The 19354-nt window shown below is 59.0% G+C and carries 18 protein-coding genes and 1 pseudogene; 13 read left to right on the forward strand and 6 right to left on the reverse strand.

The window, feature by feature from the left end:
- Positions 1-58: 58 nt before the first annotated feature.
- The 3 genes from L901_RS00695 to hemB all read right to left on the reverse strand — a co-directional run bounded on the left by L901_RS00695 (position 59) and on the right by hemB (position 2566).
- Positions 59-817, reverse strand: coding sequence for an arginyltransferase (locus tag L901_RS00695; protein WP_059752531.1), 759 nt, complete (start codon positions 815-817; stop codon positions 59-61).
- Positions 818-995: 178 nt separating this feature from the next.
- Positions 996-1454, reverse strand: a complete 459-nt coding sequence (locus L901_RS00700) for an RDD family protein (RefSeq protein ID WP_035217820.1) — start codon at positions 1452-1454, stop codon at positions 996-998.
- Positions 1455-1552: 98 nt separating this feature from the next.
- On the reverse strand, positions 1553-2566 hold the full coding sequence (gene hemB / locus L901_RS00705) for a porphobilinogen synthase (protein WP_059753161.1): 1014 nt from the start codon (positions 2564-2566) through the stop codon (positions 1553-1555).
- Between the two features lie 174 nt (positions 2567-2740).
- Here hemB and L901_RS00710 point away from each other — a divergent pair, with 174 nt between their 5' ends.
- Both L901_RS00710 and ldtR read left to right on the forward strand, forming a co-directional pair.
- Complete coding sequence (locus tag L901_RS00710; protein WP_003496683.1) at positions 2741-3178, forward strand: DUF6163 family protein; 438 nt, start codon at positions 2741-2743, stop codon at positions 3176-3178.
- A 234-nt stretch (positions 3179-3412) separates the two neighbouring features.
- Entirely contained in the window at positions 3413-3922 is a 510-nt protein-coding gene (ldtR, locus tag L901_RS00715) for a transcriptional regulator LdtR (protein ID WP_026363448.1), read from the forward strand.
- A 285-nt stretch (positions 3923-4207) separates the two neighbouring features.
- Here ldtR and L901_RS00720 read toward each other — a convergent pair whose 3' ends face one another.
- Both L901_RS00720 and L901_RS26800 read right to left on the reverse strand, forming a co-directional pair.
- Complete coding sequence (locus tag L901_RS00720) at positions 4208-4708, reverse strand: hypothetical protein (protein ID WP_183044060.1); 501 nt, start codon at positions 4706-4708, stop codon at positions 4208-4210.
- The gene (locus tag L901_RS26800; protein WP_147401446.1) at positions 4662-4868 is read right to left on the reverse strand and encodes a hypothetical protein; all 207 of its coding nucleotides are present in this window, start codon (positions 4866-4868) and stop codon (positions 4662-4664) included. The genes L901_RS00720 and L901_RS26800 overlap by 47 nt, the downstream gene beginning before the upstream one ends.
- Before the next feature lie 2037 nt (positions 4869-6905).
- On the opposite strand from L901_RS26800, the gene L901_RS00725 reads away from it, so the two are divergent.
- From L901_RS00725 to L901_RS00770, 10 genes and pseudogenes are all read left to right on the forward strand, one after another.
- Positions 6906-8237: a murein L,D-transpeptidase gene (locus L901_RS00725; RefSeq protein ID WP_003520799.1), complete on the forward strand. Its 1332-nt coding sequence runs from the start codon at positions 6906-6908 to the stop codon at positions 8235-8237.
- A gap of 408 nt (positions 8238-8645) precedes the next feature.
- Positions 8646-9935, forward strand: coding sequence for a serine hydroxymethyltransferase (gene glyA / locus L901_RS00730; RefSeq protein WP_020809946.1), 1290 nt, complete (start codon positions 8646-8648; stop codon positions 9933-9935).
- A gap of 14 nt (positions 9936-9949) precedes the next feature.
- On the forward strand, positions 9950-10429 hold the full coding sequence (nrdR, locus tag L901_RS00735; protein ID WP_003496675.1) for a transcriptional regulator NrdR: 480 nt from the start codon (positions 9950-9952) through the stop codon (positions 10427-10429).
- A gap of 2 nt (positions 10430-10431) precedes the next feature.
- Positions 10432-11676, forward strand: a complete 1245-nt coding sequence (ribD, locus tag L901_RS00740; RefSeq protein WP_059752539.1) for a bifunctional diaminohydroxyphosphoribosylaminopyrimidine deaminase/5-amino-6-(5-phosphoribosylamino)uracil reductase RibD — start codon at positions 10432-10434, stop codon at positions 11674-11676.
- Positions 11676-12287 carry a riboflavin synthase gene (locus L901_RS00745; RefSeq protein WP_059752541.1) on the forward strand — a complete coding sequence of 204 codons (612 nt, stop codon included), beginning with the start codon at positions 11676-11678 and terminating at the stop codon, positions 12285-12287. The genes ribD and L901_RS00745 overlap by 1 nt, the downstream gene beginning before the upstream one ends.
- Positions 12288-12585: 298 nt before the next feature.
- Complete coding sequence (locus tag L901_RS00750) at positions 12586-13218, forward strand: LysE family translocator (RefSeq protein ID WP_020809944.1); 633 nt, start codon at positions 12586-12588, stop codon at positions 13216-13218.
- 164 nt (positions 13219-13382) lie between these two features.
- Entirely contained in the window at positions 13383-13829 is a 447-nt protein-coding gene (locus L901_RS00755) for a 6,7-dimethyl-8-ribityllumazine synthase (RefSeq protein WP_020809943.1), read from the forward strand.
- 4 nt (positions 13830-13833) lie between these two features.
- Positions 13834-14331: a transcription antitermination factor NusB gene (gene nusB, locus L901_RS00760; protein ID WP_004441180.1), complete on the forward strand. Its 498-nt coding sequence runs from the start codon at positions 13834-13836 to the stop codon at positions 14329-14331.
- A 22-nt stretch (positions 14332-14353) separates the two neighbouring features.
- Positions 14354-15576: pseudogene (locus tag L901_RS00765) on the forward strand (MFS transporter).
- 218 nt (positions 15577-15794) lie between these two features.
- Positions 15795-17933, forward strand: coding sequence for a sodium-translocating pyrophosphatase (locus L901_RS00770; RefSeq protein ID WP_059752544.1), 2139 nt, complete (start codon positions 15795-15797; stop codon positions 17931-17933).
- A gap of 75 nt (positions 17934-18008) precedes the next feature.
- Here L901_RS00770 and L901_RS00775 read toward each other — a convergent pair whose 3' ends face one another.
- A complete protein-coding gene (locus L901_RS00775; RefSeq protein ID WP_003520808.1) occupies positions 18009-18539 on the reverse strand; it encodes an outer membrane protein assembly factor BamE in 531 nt (176 codons plus the stop codon).
- A 269-nt stretch (positions 18540-18808) separates the two neighbouring features.
- On the opposite strand from L901_RS00775, the gene L901_RS00780 reads away from it, so the two are divergent.
- Entirely contained in the window at positions 18809-19348 is a 540-nt protein-coding gene (locus tag L901_RS00780) for a ubiquinol-cytochrome C chaperone family protein (RefSeq protein ID WP_059752546.1), read from the forward strand.
- The last annotated feature ends 6 nt before the right edge of the window (positions 19349-19354 follow it).

The following is a 19354-nucleotide window of genomic DNA, read 5'->3' on the forward strand; positions in this document are numbered from 1 at the left end:
AATTCGTATACAATGTACGATTTCCGGAGGTTATCGTTATGACACTTCCAAACGCGGGTTACTTTTCTTCCGGCGCATAAACCTCCCACCCGCGCGGCGTCAGATGCTCCTGCGGATGGTAGCGGGTCTTGTAACCCATCTTTTCCGAACCATCGACCCAGTAGCCGAGATAGACATGCGGCAGGCCAAGGGCGCGGGTGCGGGTAATGTGATCGATGATCATGAAGGTGCCGAGCGAGCGTTTTTCCAGATCGGGATTGAAGAAGGAATAGACCATCGACAGGCCATCGCTCATCACATCGCTGAGCGCCACGGCCAGAAGTTCGCCGCGCTTGCTGGAATCGATGCCGGAGCCGGGCTCGCGCACGCGATATTCGATGATGCGGGTGTTCACATGCGTGTCTTCCACCATGATCGCATAGTCCAGCGCCGACATGTCGGACATGCCGCCCGACTGGTGGCGGTGGTCGAGATAACGGCGAAACAGGGCGAATTGTTCGGTGGAGGGCTCGGCGGCGTGAACGGTGGCGACGACATCCCTGTTGGCGGCAAGAACGCGCCGCATCGATTTCGTCGGCTGGAACTGTTCGGTCAGGATACGCACGGAGACGCAGGCGCGGCAGTTTTCGCAGGCCGGGCGATAGGCGATGTTCTGCGAGCGCCTGAAACCGCCCTGGGTCAGAAGATCGTTCATTTCCGAAGCGCGCGGGCCGACCAGATGGGTGAAGACCTTCCGCTCCATCTGGTTCGGCAGATAGGGGCAGGTGGCCGGCGCCGTAAGATAGAATTGGGGAGAGGGCGTCGCCTGCGTGTTCATCGAACCGTGATCGCCTCCTGCGTCTGTTATGAAAGCGCGCCGCGATTTCACGGGGTTGGCGGCGGCGCTTCAAGCGACATGCATAATGTCACAGAATGGCAAAATGCCGGAAAACGTCAACTGCGAGATGCGGCATTTGCGGGGTTTGAAAGCCACGTTTGCGTGGCTTTCCGCAATATCAGCGCGTTCTGACGATGACGGTGCCGAGCAGGAAGTCGTGAACGAGGCGCGAACGCTCGGTAAACAGGCCTGCAAGCAGGATCAGCGGCGTCAAAACCGAGTTGATGACCCAGAAAAGCACGATGTGAACGGTCGACAGCAGGAAATCGATTCGCCGTCCGTCCATCCGCGCCATGGCTATCCCCATCGCCCGCATGCCGGGGGTCGCCTGCGAGGGGCCGCCGAGCGTCATGCCGAAATAAAGCACCGCAACGATGACGAACAGCGCCGGATAGAGGAAGAAGCCGAGGCCGAGGGTAATCACGCCAAGGAAGAAGACGATGACCGCGGCCGGAATGCACAGCAGGAGAACGATCGCATAATCGATCAGGAACGCGAAGACCCGCCGGCTCAGGACGCCGCTATAGGCGCGCCAGTCATCCGGTGCGGCATAAGTGGGGTTCTGGTCGAGGCTCATCGGTCGTTTTCTCCTGAGAAGGCATGACAGCGCGGCATGAGTGCCGTGTCAGCAGACAATATGGGAAGAAAACGACCGAATACAATAAGTGCGGGCCTTCAGCCCTTCGCGAGTTTGCGTGCGGCCTCGATGGCGAAATAGGTCAGAACGCCATCGCAACCCGCGCGCTTGAAACAGAGAAGCGTTTCCATCATCACCCGATTGCCGTCGATCCAGCCATTCATGGCGGCAGCCTTGATCTGGGTATATTCGCCGGAGACCTGATAGGCGAAGGTCGGAAGGCCGAAATTCTCCTTCAGCCGCCAGCAGATGTCGAGATAGGGCAGGCCGGGCTTGACCATCAGCATATCGGCACCTTCCTCCACGTCGAGGGCTGCGTCGCGGATCGCCTCCATGCCATTTGCGGGGCTGATGTAATAGCTGTTCTTGTCGCCCTTCAGCAGGCCGGCCGTGGAGATGGCCTCGCGATAGGGGCCGTAATAACCGGAAGCGAATTTCGTCGCATAGGACATGATGCCGACATTCTGGTGTCCGGCGGCATCGAGGCCGCGACGGATGGCGCCGATACGGCCATCCATCATCTCCGACGGAGAAATAATGTCCGATCCGGCTTCCGCCTGAAGGATCGCCGCCTTGACGATCTGTTCCACCGTCTCGTCATTGACGATCTCGTCGCCGCGCAGAATGCCGTCATGGCCGTGGCTGGTGAAGGGATCGAGCGCGACATCGGTGATCATGCCGATATTGGGAACGGCTTTCTTGACGGCGATGGTCGCCTGATTGATGAGATTATTCGCCTCGAGCGCGTTGGAACCGGTCTCGTCGCGCAGTTCCATTTCGATGTTCGGGAAGGTCGCGATTGCCGGAATGCCGAGATCGGCGGCCTCTTTCGCGGCTTCGACCAGTTTGTCGACGCTCATCCGGTTGACGCCCGGCATCGCCGGAATGGGATCGAGAATATTGCTGCCCGGCACGATGAAGACCGGCCAGATGAGATCGTCGACGGTGAGGCGGCTTTCCTGCACCAGACGGCGCGTCCAATCCGCCTTGCGATTGCGCCGCATGCGACGATGGCCGGTGATCTCGTCGACCAGATGCGTTTTGTCCTGCATGTAAGAATGTCCTTCGATCAAATTTGGAAAGCTGCATAGCATGAAGCTTGGCCCATGCGAATGCGACAATCTTCCCTCATCGGCGTCCTGCGATGACGATGATGCTTTGACAAGGCAGGCGGTGGGATTCAATATGGGCTGGTCGCCCGTTCGTCGAGACCGTATCTTCCGGCCATGGAACCTGATTCTCAACCTCTGCCGAAACGCCCGCTTACGGAAATCCTCTTTCTGGTCTTCATGAGGCTGGTCGCGGTTTCCTGTTTCTGGTTCGGCCTGCAATATTGGGCGATGCTGACGGGATATTCGCTCGGGGGCCATGGGCGGTTCGATATGCTGAACCTGCCCTGGCGCGTGGCCGGCAGCGCGCTGGCGGTTATTTTTCCTGTCGCAGCACTCGGTCTCTGGCTCGGGGCCTCCTGGGGCGCGGTCATGTGGGTCATGGGCGCGGGTGCGCAGATCGCCATGTATAAGGTGTGGCCGCATATCTTCGGCGCCAACACGCTCGTACCCGTCATGCACGGCCTTGTGGCAACCATTTATATACTATTCCTGGTCGCTTTCTGGCTGGATCAGCGCCAGAATGAAGAACGCGCAAGAATTGATTTACCATAAGAATAAAGCAATTCGGCCTGATTTTGGGCCGCATTTCATGGCTAAGTCATTGATTTATAATAGATGACCTTCAACCATTCCCGCTTCGCCACAAGTTGGGCCCTCCGGGGAAAATGCAGGTAACCATTTGTTAATCGTAGCTTTTAAGTAGAATTTTATGCGCATTGATTAGGTTCTCACTCAAGGCGGGAGACAAACAAACACACCGCCAAACAAAACAGTGAGGCAGTCATGATCAATAGCAAAGTTAAGCCCCAGGCCGTTGTTGCCGATGCACATGAAGATACCATCCGCTCGCTCTACATGGAGTCGCTGCACCTGGTGGAACGTCTCCACCGCCGCCTCCTCGATGTCATCAAGGATGAATTCGACCGTCAGGGTCGCGATGACGTCAACGCCGTTCAGGCCCTGCTGCTGTTCAACATCGGCAATTCCGAACTGACGGCCGGCGAGCTTCGTTCGCGTGGTTATTACCTCGGCTCGAACGTCTCCTACAACGTCAAGAAGCTGGTCGATCTCGGTCTCATCAACCACCAGCGCTCGCGTGTCGACCGTCGCTCGGTCCGCATCAGCCTGACGGAAAAGGGCCAGGAAATCGCCGAAACGGTTGCCCGCCTTTATGAACGCCACGTCGGCTCGATCGAAAAGGTCGGCGGCATCGGCACCGGCGAGTTCTCCGAAATGAACAAGCTGCTGCAGCGCCTCGACCGCTTCTGGAACGATAGCATAGCTTATCGTTTGTAATGACTTAGCGGATTGTTTCTGCTTCGTTATTAGCAATCACTAACTGGCACGCGAGTGCATAGCGATGCACCCGAAACCACGCCGTTGCGTGACACTTGCGTGCCTAAAAAATTGACCGATCTCCAGCGGTAAAATTTGGGCGCTCACGGTCTCACTCCGTGTAGCGCCCATCTGCTATTCGTTATCCTGCAACGCCTTCTCTGCATCGTCCAGCGCTTTGCGTTTTCGTATCCACTCAATAGCCCGTTTGAAGGCATCGGTGGACGCGATGGTAGCAAGGCGGTCTTAAACGCGGTTCCATGGAGCGCGGCGCGCGAGGCGCAAAGCTACCTCAAGGGCTTTAAAGTCTGTTGTCTGATGAAACCAAAGTGAAATCACCTCGCCAGACAACGCAGAATTATAGATTAGGTTATTCATCCGCACATTCGTCTCCTGTCCGCCTTTGTAGCAGTTCTTTGGAGAGATGGTGCCGTAGCCCATGTTGTAGCGGCGGGAGAGGTTATTCGTCTCCCCGATATACCGGATGTCATCGCCCACGGTGAGCAGATACACGCCGGGGTGAGGGTAGGTGGGCGGTATCTTGAATTTACAAAATGGGCCAGAGCCATACTTATTTAGCGGGTACAGGTCGCGCTTCGCGTATCGATCTTGCGGCATCAGTGCCTGCACGATCCCATCTTCACCCATGATCGGCGCGATGTCGCAGACATGTTGAAATGGATAGCCTCCGAAATCCAACTCAAAGAACCTTGCGCGGATGCTTCGCGGAAGCTTTGTGAACGGCATAGGTCGTCTTCATGTCGCCTTTTTCACCTTTTCCTGCGGCATCCCTGAATATCGCCTTCACGTCTTTCCCCATCCGTGATTCAAGCCTTTTTTCCTTCTCACGGCGACGTTTTTCATCATCTCTCGCAATACGGGCTGCTGTTGGGTCGATGTGCTGCACCGGTCACCTTGTGGCTGGGGATAACTTTTAGTTGCGGCAATTTAGGAGCTGAATCATTGTGCTGGCAAGGGGCTGGGTTGCCAACACGCCTAGTCCCCGACGAAAAACCGAAAGATGTGTTGGCGTCTAATAGTGAAAGTGTTGCGATGTGGAATTTTATCACCCGTATTGCATGAATAGAGGTTGTAAGGCGACGTCATGAGTCGCGCCCGCAACAAAAAACCAGCTTCTTTATGAACGAGGAATTAGGCGAGTTGCCATATGAGGCGCGTCTGTTCTTTATCGGCCTATGGTGTCTTTGCGACCCCGAAGGGAAAATGGAATTCCGCCCCAAGCTTGCACAATGCAGGCCTCATCAAGGTCTATGAGGTATGTGGAGAGACCTTTCTTTGGGTGCCAACCTTCACCAAACACCAGACACCTCACATGAAGGAGAAACCGAAGGGTTATCCCAATTATTCAGCGTCTTACGATGAGGCACCAGACAAGCACCATACTTGCACTGTGCTAGCCCATCTGAATCCTGAATCCGGATACCCCAAGAAGAAATTCCCGGCGAGTGCTACGACGAGAAGATATGTCTCGTACTCAACGGCGATAAGGTCAAGAAATGGCTGGAAGAGGCAGGTCACGGCACCGCGCCCTCTTTCACCCTGAAGATTGGCCGGAAGAAACCTAAAACAATGAAAGCTAAGCGCCATGCCTAATCATGGAAGCGCAACCATCGTCGGTCACATTGGCCGCGAATCGGAATCGCTCCGTGGATGATCGGCTGCGAGACGCCGATGAGCGCGGCCCGTATCGCGTATCAGAGTAACCGGCCAAGCGTTAGCCGCAACGACACCAAGGAAACACAACTAAGCGTTCAGAACCTTGATGTGGCAATGCAAATCTCGTGCAAAAATTAGCAAGTTTAATCAGTAGTTTACTGTAGGTGATAGTAAAGTGCCGCTCAAGGGTTGTGGATAGTTCCCTGTTTAGCGTTTTTTGCCACGCAAGCCAAACTTGCTAACATCAAAGATTACTCAATGATATCAGGGCCTTGCGGAGAAATTAGTTAAATGCTGGTTAACGAACATCGCCCTGTTTGCATCGTTGCTATTGCATAGTCCTGCGATTCGGATGAAATTGCGCAGCGAGCAGCGACCTCTTGTTTTACTTTTTTAAGCAGAGGTGCGCGCATGGAAGACTCCAGTAACTCACTCACAATTGAATTGTTTGGAATTAAAGCAACCGCTCTCGGGACGTTACCGGTGGCGGGTCTACTCATGCTCATGGCCATTATATGCGTTAGTGCAGTGTTCGTTGGACGCGGCCATATTACGTACTGGGCCAAGCGAATCGGAAAATCCGGTGAAGAATAAAAACCCCGCGTGTTGCGGGGTGTGTGAAAAGGCGGCTGCGAGGACAACGGCCAACAGAACATGGCGCCTTTTCATCGACCCCGTTACTGGACACGGTGGACTTGTCCGTAAGCCTCCACCGCCACCCTATGAAATTCGGCCGTTAGCGATCTCGGTCTATTACGTGCTTAGAAGGCATGGACGTAATAAAGAAAGCTTGCCGCACCAAATTCGGAGCGGCAAGCATGGTTCGTTATGCAGTTTCATCCTGCCGTTGTTGCTCGGGGAGCGCCTGATTCCAGAGGAACTGTGAGGCGTGTCCGGCGTAGCTCGCAGCATTGAAGACGGCGCGGTTATCCTTTGCTCCCGGCTTGCGGATTCCGCGCCCTGGCGCCACGCTTCTCTGCCTGTCAAGCCCGACCATCCGCAAAGCCTTCGCCCTGTTTTTCAGGGGAACACAGCTTCGTGAGAAGAGGGCCGTGACACGAATCGGCCATATTGATATGGGACGCGCAAGTCTAAGGAGCCGGCTTTTTCTCCTGTTGTTGCGGCAAGTGCCGATTGTACTGCCAGACACCAGCACCCTGATCATGCTTATCAGGTAATCCCGGCCGGCAGGCACGTTGTACGTGTTTGTTAATCATATTGATTTAGGCATTGTTCAGAATGCCGAAGAGAGTGGCTGGTAGGTAGAATGACAAAGAAATCCGTTTCCGATTCCGTATCGCGCCGCGCGCTTCTGCGTTCGGCCGTTTCCGTTGGCGCCGCCGCGCTTGCCGCGCCGGCCTTTGCGCAGAACGCGCTCAACGATCTCATGGGCTCTTCGCGCCGCGGCAACTGGGATGACCAGTTCGACGCCAATACGTCGCGTTCGGCCGTGGGCGTCGTTTCCAACAATCCGGTTCTCGGACGCGAAGCGCCGGTCTACATGCAGCAGGCGATCATGCAATATCAGCAGATCGTGCAGAATGGCGGCTGGCCGGAAGTGCCCGCGTCCCAGCAGCGTCTCCAGATCGGCGTCTCGGATCCTTCCGTGCAGGCGCTTCGCCAGCGACTGATGGTGTCTGGCGACCTGCCGCGCGAAGCCGGCATTTCCAGCGCCTTCGATAGTTACGTCGATGGCGCGCTGAAGCGTTTTCAGGCCCGTCATGGCCTTCCGGCCGATGGCGTCAGCGGCGAATACACCACGAAGGCGCTCAATGTTTCCGCGCAGATCCGTCTGGCGCAGCTGCAGACCAACCTCGTTCGCATCCAGTCCATGTCCGGCGATCTCGGCCAGCGTCACCTGATGGTGAACATTCCTGCCGCCGCCATCGAAGCCGTTGAAAATGAACGCGTCGTGCTGCGCAACACGGCCGTTGTCGGCCGCGCCAGCCGCCCGACCCATGTCATCAATTCCAAGATTTACGAGGTCATCCTCAACCCTTACTGGACAGCGCCGCGCTCGATCGTCGAAAAGGACATCGTGCCGCTGATGCAGAAGGACCCGACCTATCTGGAGCGGAACAACATCCGCCTCATCGACGGCAAGGGACAGGAAGTTTCGCCGACCGCAGTCGACTGGTTCGCGCCCAAGGCGCCGAACCTGATGTTCCGTCAGGACCCCGGCAAGATCAACGCCATGTCGTCCACGAAGATCAACTTCCACAATCCGAACAACGAATATATGCACGACACGCCGCAGCAGGGCCTGTTCAACAAGCTGATGCGTTTCGAATCCTCCGGCTGCGTGCGCGTGCAGAACGTGCGCGACCTGACGAGCTGGCTGCTGCGCGACACGCCCGGCTGGTCGCGTCAGGAAATGGAACGCGTCATCGCCACCCGCGTCAACACGCCGATCAAGCTGGCGCAGGAAATCCCGGTCTATTTCGTCTACATCACCGCCTGGTCGGCGAAGGACGGCGTGGTGCAGTTCCGCGACGACATCTATGAAAAGGACGGCAATGCCGAACTGGCGCTCAACACCACGAGCGGCATGGAACAGCCCGCCGGCCCGGTGGATGACGATCTGTTGCCGCGCAACTGATCCGGCTTTGCTGTCAGTTTCTTACCACGAATGAAGGCCGCGCTTCGCCGGGTGCGGCGTAGCCCTCATACGCCGTCACCCCGGGCCTGATCCGGGGTCCAGTGCGATCAAGTCCTTGATCGCGAGAGAGTCTTTTCACGGCGCAGACGCGCCGTGGCTGGATGCCGGATCATCCTCGGGCTTGTTCCGGGGACCGGCATGACGGGAGGAAAGCTTGTCGCCTTTCCTCACAAGTCTGATCCTCCCCGCTGCGTGCGGCTTTTTCTCCTCTCACCGCTACTTTAAAAAAACAACTGTCGTTTTTTGTCGCAACGTCGCAGTTTGACGGGCAAATCTCGCTGCCCGTATTGCTCTTGTCGGGGCAGGGCGCTAAGACGCCATCGCATTACTGTTTCAGGAGCCTTCACCATGTCGAACACAGATGCTTTCTTCTCCCGTCCGCTTGCCGATGTCGATCCGGAAATTTTTGGCGCGATCGAGAAGGAACTGGGACGCCAGCGCCACGAGATCGAACTGATCGCCTCGGAAAACATCGTTTCCCGCGCCGTGCTCGAAGCGCAGGGTTCGATCATGACCAACAAATATGCGGAAGGTTATCCGGGCAAGCGTTATTACGGCGGCTGCCAGTTCGTCGACATCGCTGAAGAACTCGCCATCGAACGCGCCAAGAAGCTGTTCGGCGTCAACTTCGCCAACGTGCAGCCGAACTCCGGTTCGCAGATGAACCAGGCCGTGTTCCTCGCGCTCCTGCAGCCGGGCGATACCTTCATGGGTCTCGATCTGAACTCGGGAGGCCACCTGACGCATGGTTCGCCGGTCAACATGTCCGGCAAGTGGTTCAATGTCGTCTCCTACGGCGTGCGTGAAGGCGACAACCTGCTCGACATGGACGAGGTGGAGCGTAAGGCCAAGGAACACAAGCCGAAGCTCATTCTCGCCGGCGGCACCGCCTATTCGCGTGTCTGGGACTGGAAGCGTTTCCGCGAGATCGCCGATGAAGTCGGCGCCTATCTGATGGTCGACATGGCCCACATCGCCGGCCTCGTCGCCGGTGGCCAGCATCCGTCGCCGTTCCCGCACTGCCATGTCGCCACCACCACCACGCACAAATCGCTGCGCGGCCCGCGCGGCGGCATGATCCTCACCAATGACGAGGATCTGGCCAAGAAGTTCAACTCGGCCGTCTTCCCCGGTCTGCAGGGCGGCCCGCTGATGCATGTCATCGCCGCCAAGGCGGTCGCCTTCGGTGAAGCTCTGAAGCCGGAATTCAAGGACTATGCCGCTCAGGTCGTCAAGAACGCCAAGGCGCTGGCCGAAACGCTGGTCGAAGGCGGTCTGGATGTCGTCTCCGGCGGCACCGATAACCACCTGATGCTGGTCGATCTTCGCAAGAAGAACGCCACCGGCAAGCGCGCGGAAGCAGCGCTCGGCCGCGCTTACATCACCTGCAACAAGAACGGCATTCCTTTCGATCCGGAAAAGCCCTTCGTCACCTCCGGTGTCCGTCTCGGCACGCCAGCCGGCACGACGCGCGGTTTCAAGGAAGCGGAATTCCGCGAAATCGGCAAGCTGATCGTCGAGGTTCTCGATGGTCTGAAGGTTGCCAATTCGGATGAGGGCAACGCCGCCGTCGAAGCTGCGGTGCGTGAAAAGGTCGTCGGCCTGACGGACCGTTTCCCCATGTATCCGTACATGTAAGAGAAAGGACGAAGATGCGCTGCCCTTTTTGCGGTTCTGAAGACACGCAGGTCAAGGACTCGCGTCCGGCGGAGGACAATACCTCCATCCGCCGGCGGCGCATCTGCCCCGATTGCGGCGGCCGCTTCACGACCTATGAGCGCGTGCAACTGCGCGAGCTGATGGTCATCAAGAAAAGCGGCCGTAAGCTGCCCTTCGACCGGGAAAAGCTGGTGCGATCCTTCGAGATCGCGCTGCGCAAGCGCCCGGTCGACCGTGACCGGATCGAGCGCGCCGTCTCCGGCATCGTTCGTCGCCTGGAAAGTTCGGGCGAGACGGAAATTCCCTCGGAAGAAATCGGCCTGCAGGTTCTCGAAGCACTGAAGAGCCTCGATGACGTGGCCTTCGTGCGTTACGCCTCGGTCTATCGCGATTTCAGCCATGCCGAGGATTTCGAAAACGTCATCGCCGAAATCAACGCCAAGATCGCCCGCGATACGGACGCCGGAGTCTAGCCGTGACCACCCGCGCCGATGACGAAAGATTCATGGCCCGGGCAATCGAGGTTTCTCTCCGCCATCAGGGCCAGACGCTTACCAATCCCTCCGTCGGCTGCGTGCTCGTCAAAGACGGGCAAATCATCGCCGAAGCCGTGACCGCCATTGGCGGCCGCCCGCATGCCGAACGGCAGGCGCTGGAAATCGCCGGCGAGGCGGCACGCGGCGCGACCGCCTATGTGACGCTCGAACCCTGTTCCCACTGGGGCAAGACCCCGCCCTGCGCCAATGCCCTGGTGGAATACGGCGTCGCCCGCGTCGTGGTGGCGGTGGATGATCCGGACGAGCGCGTTTCCGGCCGTGGTTATACGATTTTACGGGATGCCGGCATTCTCGTGGAAACCGGCCTGTTGCGGGATGAGGGTAAGAGGGCGCTGGCCGGTTACCTCACGCGTCAGGTGAAAAAACGCCCGCATGTGATTCTGAAACTTGCCGTTTCCGCCGATGGCATGATTGGCAGGAAAGGTGAGGGGCAGGTAGCAATTACCGGTCCCGAGGCGCGCCATGCCGTGCATGAACTTCGGGCGCGTTGCGATTGCATTCTTGTGGGGATTGGCACGGCGATTGCTGACGATCCGGAACTGACGGTGCGAATAGCTGGTCTCGAGGATCGCTCGCCGGTTCGCATCGTGCTGGATCGGCATTTTGAGTTGCCGCTGACATCGAAGCTGGTGAGGACTGCGCGGGAGGTGCCGGTGATCGTTGCGGCGATACCCCCCTCTGCCCTGCCGGGCATCTCCCCCTCAAGGGGGGAGATCGATGGAGCGCCGCTCCGCCCTGCATCGACGGCCAGAGAGGGTGCACCACAAGCGCAATTTGACCGAGCGGACAGCCCCTTGCCGATCTCCCCCCTTGAGGGGGAGATGCCCGGCAGGGCAGAGGGGGGTAACCGCGACCACCGACGCCAACTCCTCACCGACGCTGGCGTCCAGATTCTCGAAGCGACAACCCTCGAAAACCTCCTCCACATCCTCGCCGAAAGCGGCATGTCGGAACTTCTGGTCGAAGGCGGCGCCTTTGCCGCAAAATCATTCCTTGAAGCCGGGCTGGTGGACCGTATCATGCTGTTCGAAAGCCCGGTCGTGATCGGTGAGGGCGGCATTGAAACGCCGCTCAACCGTGCCGATATTCCGGGCGACTATGCTCTGGTCAGCGAAACCGCCTATGGGCCGGATCGCTGCTTCGATTATGAAAGGCCGATTTGATGTTTACCGGAATTGTCACCGACGTTGGAACCGTTTCCGAGCTGGAAGCCCTGGCGGAAGGCGTGCGTCTGCGGGTGGCGACCAATTACGATCCCAAGACCATCGATATGGGCGCATCGATCTCCCATGGCGGCGTCTGCCTGACGGTGACGAGACTGCCGGAAGACGGCAGCAATGAGCGCTGGTACGAGGTCGAGGCCTGGGAAGAGGCGCTGCGCCTGACGACGATTGCCGGCTGGCAAAAGGGCACCCACGTCAATCTGGAGCGGGCGCTCAAGATCGGCGATGAGCTTGGCGGCCACATCGTTTCCGGCCATGTCGATGGCAGGGCGGAAATCCTTTCGGTGGAGCCGGAAGGGGAGGCGGTGCGCATTCGCCTGCGCGCGCCGGAGCATCTGGCGAAATTCGTGGCGCCCAAGGGTTCCGTGGCGCTCGACGGCACCTCGCTGACCGTCAACGCCGTCGAAGGCACGGATTTCGACGTGCTGCTGATCCGCCACACGCTGACCGTCACCACATGGGGCGAACGCCAGCCGGGCGATTTCGTGAATTTCGAAGTCGATACCATGGCGCGTTATGCCGCAAGGCTTGCGGAATTTCCGTCGGCGTAATGTGGCGATGCTTTGGAGAGGATGACGCACCGACGCCTCCTCCGTCATTCCGGCCTTGAGCCGGAATCCAGCCAGCCCAAGTCTTTGGGCTGAAAGAACTTTTCCCGCCGCGCAGACGCGCGTCGACTGGATTCCGGCTCGAGGCCGGAATGACGGAAAGGGGAGTGGCCAACACCTGAAATCGCGGCATATTGCAATTGTTCTCAAGCACCCGCTTTCGATGAAGCCGGAAACGCTATAAGACTTTTTAGGCCGTTTGATATCGACCGCGAGCCAAACGGGGTAGGGGAAATACATCATGCCGTCCTTCGAACTGCTGACAGCCTTTTTCATAACCACCGCCTTGTTCGCCTATATTCCCGGTCCGGCCATGCTTTATGCGGCGGCGCAGACCATGGCGCGCGGCCGGTTTGCCGGGCTGATGGCGGTGCTTGGTATCCATGTCGGCTGCTATTTCCACATTTTTGCCTCTGCGGCAGGGCTTTCGGTACTGTTTCAGGCCGTCCCGTGGCTTTATCTCGCCGTGAAGCTCTGCGGCGCGCTGTATCTCGTCTGGCTCGGCTTCTCGATGCTGCGCAGCAAGCTTGAAGGCGAGGCGGTCAATCTGACCATCGAGCCGAAATCGGCCCGCCGCGCCTTTATCGACAGCATCATCGTCGATGTTCTCAATCCGAAGACGGCGCTGTTTTTTCTGGCCTTCCTCCCGCAATTCGTGGACCCTGCGGCGGCCTTTCCGGTCTGGCTGCAATTGCTGATCCTCGGCATTGCCGTCAATTTCATTTTTTCCTCGGCCGATCTTGTCGGCGTACTTCTGGCGGGCGCCATGGTCGGGCGTTTGAAGCGTTCCGGCGCGGTGCAGGTGCTCGCTCGCCGCGCTGCCGGAACGGTGCTGATGGGGCTTGGCGTCCATCTCGCCTTCCAGAAAACCTGATTGACGCGAAGCCGCGCCGGAAGGCGTGAAACCCGGCCAAATGCCCCGCAAACGCGGCCTCTTGCGCCGCTGACACATGAAATTACTTGCCAAAAATGGCCAGCCGTGGTTTGACCGCCGCAAAAGCCGGTATGATCCGGCATTAAGCTTTTCAGGAAAATATCATGTCCAAACCCCATCTTCTTATCGTGGAAGCACGTTTTTACGACGATATGGCGGATGCCCTTCTCGAAGGCGCGAAATTCGCGCTCGATGAGGCCGGCGCCACCTATGACGTCATTACCGTTCCCGGCGCGCTGGAAATCCCCGCCGCCATCGCCATGGCGCTTGATGGTGCTGACAATGACGGCACGGAATATGACGGTTTCGTTGCGCTCGGCATGGTAATCCGTGGCGAGACCTACCACTTCGACATCGTCTCCAACGAATCCTCCCGCGCCCTGATGGATCTCGCCGTCAGCGAATCGCTGCCGATCGGCAACGGCATCCTCACCGTCGAGAATGACGAGCAGGCATGGGCACGCGTGCGTCGTTCCGACAAGGATAAGGGCGGTTTCGCGGCGCGTGCGGCGCTGACGATGATCGAGCTGAAGAAAAAACTGGGTGGCTGAACGCATGTCGAATGTTGAAAATGGCGGCGAACCGCGCCAGCCTTCGGTAAAGCCCGCCAACCAGCGCGGCGCGGCCCGCCTTGCGGCCGTGCAGGCGCTTTACCAGATGGATGTCGGCGGAACCGGCGTTATGGAAGTCGTGGCCGAATATGAGGCGCACCGTCTCGGGCAGGAAGTCGACGGCGACACCTATCTGAAAGCCGACCCGTCCTGGTTCCGTTCCATCGTCTCCGGCGTTGTCCGCGATCAGACCAAGATCGACCCGCTGGTTCGCTCCGCCCTTCTGGAAGACTGGCCGCTGTCGCGCCTCGATGCCACCGTGCGCGCCATCCTGCGTGCAGGCACTTTCGAGATTCTGGAGCGCAAGGATGTGCCGGTCGCCGTCATCGTCACGGAATATGTTGAAATCGCCCGTGCTTTCTTCGAGCATGACGAGCCCAAGCTGGTGAATGCGGTTCTGGACCGCATTGCCAAGCAGGTGCGCGGCGAGGCAAAACGCTGAAGTAAAACAAGGTGAGGAAGAGATGAGCGCGGTTTCCGTCCCCGGACTTGAAGTTCAACTGGACGAGGCGAAGCGCAACGTCTTTCTCCTCACCGTCGCGCAGGCGATCATGGGATCGGCTGCGCCCCTGAGCTTTTCGGTCGGCGCACTTGCCGGCTATCAGTTGCTCGGCGCGGACAAGTCGCTGGCGACCGCGCCTCTCACCGGCTTCAATATCGGCGTTGCGCTTGGCGCGATCTGCGTGGCGGCTGCATCCCGCTTCCTTGGCCGCAAGGCAGGTTTTATGGTCGGTGCGCTGATGTGCTCCATCGGCGGCGGCATTGCCGCCGTAGCGCTCTTCCGTTCGGATTTCTGGCTATTTGCCATCGGCCTCCTGCTGATCGGCATTTCCGGCGGCTTTACACAGAAGATCCGTTTCGCCGCAGCCGACGCCTCTCCATCCTTTTACAAGCCGAAGGCGATCTCCTGGATACTCGCCGGCGGCATCATTTCCGCCATCGTCGGGCCGCAGCTTGCCATCTTCGGCAAGGACCTGCTTGCGCCGGTCACTTTTGCCGGCGCTTTTCTGGCGCTCGTTCCGCTCGGCCTCGTTTCGATCGCCATTCTGGCGTTTCTGAAACTGCCCGACCCCAAGGCAGCCGCCGCCCATGTCGAATCGGTAAGGCCGCTGTCGGAAATCGTCCGCACGCAGCGTTTCGTCACCGGCATGATCTGCGGCATCGGTTCCTATGCCCTGATGACCTTCATGATGACTGGCGCACCGCTCGCCATGGTGGTCGGCTGCGGTTTCCCCACCGAACTCGCCACGCTCGGCATCCAGTGGCATGTTCTCGCCATGTTCGGCCCGAGCTTCTTCACCGGCATGCTGATTTCCCGATTCGGTTCGGAAAAAATCGTTGCGGCGGGCCTCATCGTGCTGATGGCTTGCGCCATCGTTGCCCATATGGGCATAGAGCTGTGGAATTTCTGGACGGCGCTCATCCTGCTCGGCCTCGGCTGGAATTTCGGCTTCATCGGCGCAACCGCCATCATCACCTCCAGCTATCGCCCGCATGAGGCGGACAAGGTGCAGGGTTTCCACGATATCGTGCTGTTTGGCACCGTGGCGCTGTCATCCTTCTCTTCCGGCAAGGTGTTTACGGCCTGGGGCTGGTCGGTGATGAACCTCGTCATCTGGCCGGTTGCCGGCTTTGCCTCCTGCTTGTCCTGTCGCTCGTCCTGACAAGCCGCAAAAAAGCAGCCTGAGTCGCGCGCCGCACTCTACTCCTTTCAAGTTTCAGGCAAATTTGTGGGCTTGACGCGGCACCTCGCGCCAACGCAATCTCCGCTCCGAGGACATTTTTCCTTGGGAGGGGAACAAATGCCCAAGACGGGATTTGGGACAGGCCGTCCGCATCTCCCTGCACAAGGTTTCGCCACGCCGGGGAGGGAGTGAGACCCGGCCTTTTGGGAGGTAAGTGCGCATGACCGTAATACCCATAGTAATTTTATGCGGTGTCCTGTCCGTGGTTTACGCGGTATGGGCCACCAAAAGCGTTCTCGATGCCGATCAGGGCAACGAGCGTATGCGTGAAATAGCAGGTTTTATCCGTGAAGGTGCGCAGGCTTATCTCACCCGTCAGTATCTCACCATCGCCATCGTCGGACTGATCGTCGCCATTCTGGCCTGGTATCTTCTGTCATCCATGGCAGCCATCGGCTTCCTCGTCGGCGCGGTGCTTTCAGGCGTCGCCGGCTTCGTCGGCATGCATGTCTCCGTGCGCGCCAATCTGCGCACCGCGCAGGCCGCCTCGCACAGCCTTTCCGCCGGTCTCGATATCGCCTTCAAGTCGGGCGCGATCACCGGCATGCTGGTGGCGGGTCTCGCGCTGCTCGGCGTCTCCATCTATTATTTCATCCTCACCTCGGTAATGGGCCATCCGGCCGGATCGCGTGAGGTGATCGATGCGCTGGTGTCTCTCGGCTTCGGCGCGTCGCTGATCTCCATCTTCGCCCGTCTCGGCGGCGGCATCTTCACCAAGGGTGCGGATGTCGGTGGCGATCTCGTCGGCAAGGTCGAGGCCGGTATTCCCGAGGACGATCCGCGCAACCCGGCAACCATCGCCGACAATGTCGGCGACAATGTCGGCGACTGCGCCGGCATGGCCGCCGACCTCTTCGAGACCTATGCCGTCTCTGTCGTCGCGACCATGGTTCTCGCCGCGATATTCTTTGCCGGAACGCCGATACTGGAAAGCGCCATGGTCTATCCGCTGGCGATCTGCGGCGCCTGCATCCTGACCTCGATTGCCGGCACCTTCTTCGTGAAGCTCGGCACCAACAATTCCATCATGGGGGCGCTCTACAAGGGCCTCATCGCCACCGGCGTCTTCTCGGTTGCGGGTCTCGCGGTCGCCACTCATGCGACGGTCGGCTGGGGAGTGGTAGGCACGGTGGCCGGCATGGAAATCACCGGCACCAATCTCTTCTTCTGCGGATTGGTAGGCCTCGTCGTGACGGCGCTGATTGTCGTCATCACCGAATATTATACCGGCACCAACAAGCGGCCGGTCAACTCCATCGCCCAGGCCTCGGTCACGGGCCATGGCACCAACGTCATCCAGGGCCTTGCGGTCTCGCTGGAATCGACGGCGCTGCCGGCCATCGTCATCGTTGGCGGCATCATCGGAACCTACCAGCTCGGCGGCCTGTTCGGCACGGGCATCGCGGTCACCGCCATGCTCGGCCTCGCCGGCATGATCGTGGCGCTCGACGCCTTCGGCCCGGTCACGGACAATGCCGGCGGTATCGCCGAAATGGCCGGTCTCGATCCTGACGTGCGCAAGGCGACCGATGCGCTGGACGCCGTCGGCAACACCACCAAGGCCGTCACCAAGGGTTATGCCATCGGTTCGGCCGGTCTCGGTGCGCTGGTGCTGTTCGCCGCCTATGCCAATGACCTCTCCTATTTCGCCGCCAATGGCGATACCTATCCCTACTTCAAGGACATTGGCGAGATTTCTTTCAGCCTCGCCAATCCTTACGTGGTTGCCGGCCTGCTGTTCGGCGGTCTCATTCCCTATCTCTTCGGCGGCATCGCCATGACGGCGGTGGGCAAGGCGGCAAGCTCGATCGTCGAGGAAGTGCGCCGTCAGTTCCGCGAAAAGCCCGGCATCATGGCTGGAACGGAAAAGCCTGATTACGGCAAGGCCGTGGACCTGCTGACACGGGCGGCGATCAAGGAAATGGTCATCCCGTCGCTCCTGCCGGTTCTGGCGCCGCTCGTCGTTTATTTCGGCGTGCTGGCCATTTCCGGCTCCAAGGCGTCTGCCTTCGCAGCACTTGGCGCATCGCTGCTCGGCGTCATCATCAACGGCCTCTTTGTGGCGATTTCCATGACCTCCGGTGGCGGCGCATGGGACAATGCCAAGAAGAGCTTCGAAGACGGTTTCATCGACAAGGACGGCGTGCGCCACGTCAAGGGTTCGGACGCCCACAAGGCGTCGGTGACGGGCGATACGGTCGGCGATCCCTACAAGGATACCGCCGGTCCAGCCGTCAACCCGGCGATCAAGATCACCAATATCGTGGCGCTGTTGCTGCTGGCGGTTCTTGCCCACTGAGGGCTTAGGTTCCGACCAATGAAAAGGCCCGGGGAGCGATCCCCGGGCCTTTGAATTTTCCGTTTCTTCTTCCGATCAGGGAGTGTTGTTGCCCTGACCCAGAATGCTCTTGGCGATATTGGCGCCCGAGGTGCCGCCGGAAAGCAGCTGCTGCAGGAAGGTGAGGTCCTTGCCGCCCGTCGGCGTAGTGCGCGAAATCGTGTCGAAGACCTTGCCGTCCTGCAGCGTATAGTTGGCCTTGCGCTCGATCACGCCGTCCTTGTTGAAATAGATCGCGAGAATGTTCTGCTCGACCAGCGCCGGCTTCATGAAGGCCGCGCGGCGCACGCGCTTCTGCGAGATGTAATAGAAAACCTCGTTGCCGAAGGTCGCGGTGGTGGAGGGCGTGCCCATGGTCAGCAGAACCTGCTCGCGGCTCGAACCTTCCGGGATCAGCTGGAGCGACTGCTCGTCCATGACGTAGCCGTTATGGAACACATCGGTCGTGCTGCTGCAGGCGGAAAGCAGGCCGGATGCGAGCACGATTGCGATGGCGGTCTTGCTCAGAACATTGCCGTGACTTGCGGATTTCTGCTTGCTCAACTGCTTTTCCCCGACTGCGATCATGAATGGCACCTTCCGGCATTGCGTGGTGCACAGTGTCTGTGCACATGATTGTGTCAATCCGGGGACGGAAAATCCCGGTCACTCCCCAAATTCAATGCTTTCCCGGTCTTTTGGAACTCCTCCGGTTCTCTTCGACTGTTTCAGGCGAAAGACGAACGTGACCGCGACAGCATTGCAATTCGTGGATGCTTCGGTAAACCAGCTTTGACGATCATGCAACAAGTGCGATGGGCGGTAAGCGAATTCACCCGTCCCGTTCGGAAAAAAAGATGATATTCGGGCTGTTCAAGAAGAAAAACAACAATCGCGCCATTGTCGACCGGCAATATGCGACTTTGACCGCCGCTGCCCGCACGCCCGCTTTCTATCTCGATCTCGGTGTTCCCGATACGGTCATGGGCCGCTTCGAGATGCTGTCGGTCATCATGATTCTCTATTTCCGCCGCACCAAATCCTCCGATGTCAGCGGGCAGGAAATTGCCCAGGAGATCGTCGACGCCTTTTTTCAGGACCTTGATCATTCCATCCGCGAACTGGGAATCGGCGATCAGGGCGTGCCGAAGCGCATGAAGAAATTCGCCGGCATGTTCTATGGGCGGCTCGAATCCTATGCGGCGGCGCTGGATGCTTCCGACCGCGTTACCCTTGCCGCGGCGCTCCGGCGCAATATATATCCGCAGGTAGATGAAAAGGCGCCCGATATGGAGGGGCTGGCAGGCTGGATGATGGACGCATCCACGCAACTTGCCGCCCAGTCCGAAGACACAATAGCAACCGGAAGCCTGACGCTGCCCTTGCCTGGACGATGAGGTTCA

Origin of the sequence: Agrobacterium sp. D14 (assembly GCF_001526505.1) — a bacterium.
Classification (GTDB): Bacteria; Pseudomonadota; Alphaproteobacteria; order Rhizobiales; family Rhizobiaceae; genus Agrobacterium; species Agrobacterium leguminum.

Coding starts and splice junctions, on each gene's coding strand:
- L901_RS00695 (WP_059752531.1), bottom strand. CDS start 817: ATGAACACGCAGGCGACGCCCTCTCCCCAATTCTATCTTACGGCGCCG.
- L901_RS00700 (WP_035217820.1), bottom strand. CDS start 1,454: ATGAGCCTCGACCAGAACCCCACTTATGCCGCACCGGATGACTGGCGC.
- hemB (WP_059753161.1), bottom strand. CDS start 2,566: ATGCAGGACAAAACGCATCTGGTCGACGAGATCACCGGCCATCGTCGC.
- L901_RS00710 (WP_003496683.1), top strand. CDS start 2,741: ATGGAACCTGATTCTCAACCTCTGCCGAAACGCCCGCTTACGGAAATC.
- L901_RS00720 (WP_183044060.1), bottom strand. CDS start 4,708: ATGCCGTTCACAAAGCTTCCGCGAAGCATCCGCGCAAGGTTCTTTGAG.
- L901_RS00725 (WP_003520799.1), top strand. CDS start 6,906: ATGACAAAGAAATCCGTTTCCGATTCCGTATCGCGCCGCGCGCTTCTG.
- glyA (WP_020809946.1), top strand. CDS start 8,646: ATGTCGAACACAGATGCTTTCTTCTCCCGTCCGCTTGCCGATGTCGAT.
- nrdR (WP_003496675.1), top strand. CDS start 9,950: ATGCGCTGCCCTTTTTGCGGTTCTGAAGACACGCAGGTCAAGGACTCG.
- L901_RS00745 (WP_059752541.1), top strand. CDS start 11,676: ATGTTTACCGGAATTGTCACCGACGTTGGAACCGTTTCCGAGCTGGAA.
- L901_RS00750 (WP_020809944.1), top strand. CDS start 12,586: ATGCCGTCCTTCGAACTGCTGACAGCCTTTTTCATAACCACCGCCTTG.
- L901_RS00755 (WP_020809943.1), top strand. CDS start 13,383: ATGTCCAAACCCCATCTTCTTATCGTGGAAGCACGTTTTTACGACGAT.
- nusB (WP_004441180.1), top strand. CDS start 13,834: ATGTCGAATGTTGAAAATGGCGGCGAACCGCGCCAGCCTTCGGTAAAG.
- L901_RS00770 (WP_059752544.1), top strand. CDS start 15,795: ATGACCGTAATACCCATAGTAATTTTATGCGGTGTCCTGTCCGTGGTT.
- L901_RS00775 (WP_003520808.1), bottom strand. CDS start 18,539: ATGATCGCAGTCGGGGAAAAGCAGTTGAGCAAGCAGAAATCCGCAAGT.
- L901_RS00780 (WP_059752546.1), top strand. CDS start 18,809: ATGATATTCGGGCTGTTCAAGAAGAAAAACAACAATCGCGCCATTGTC.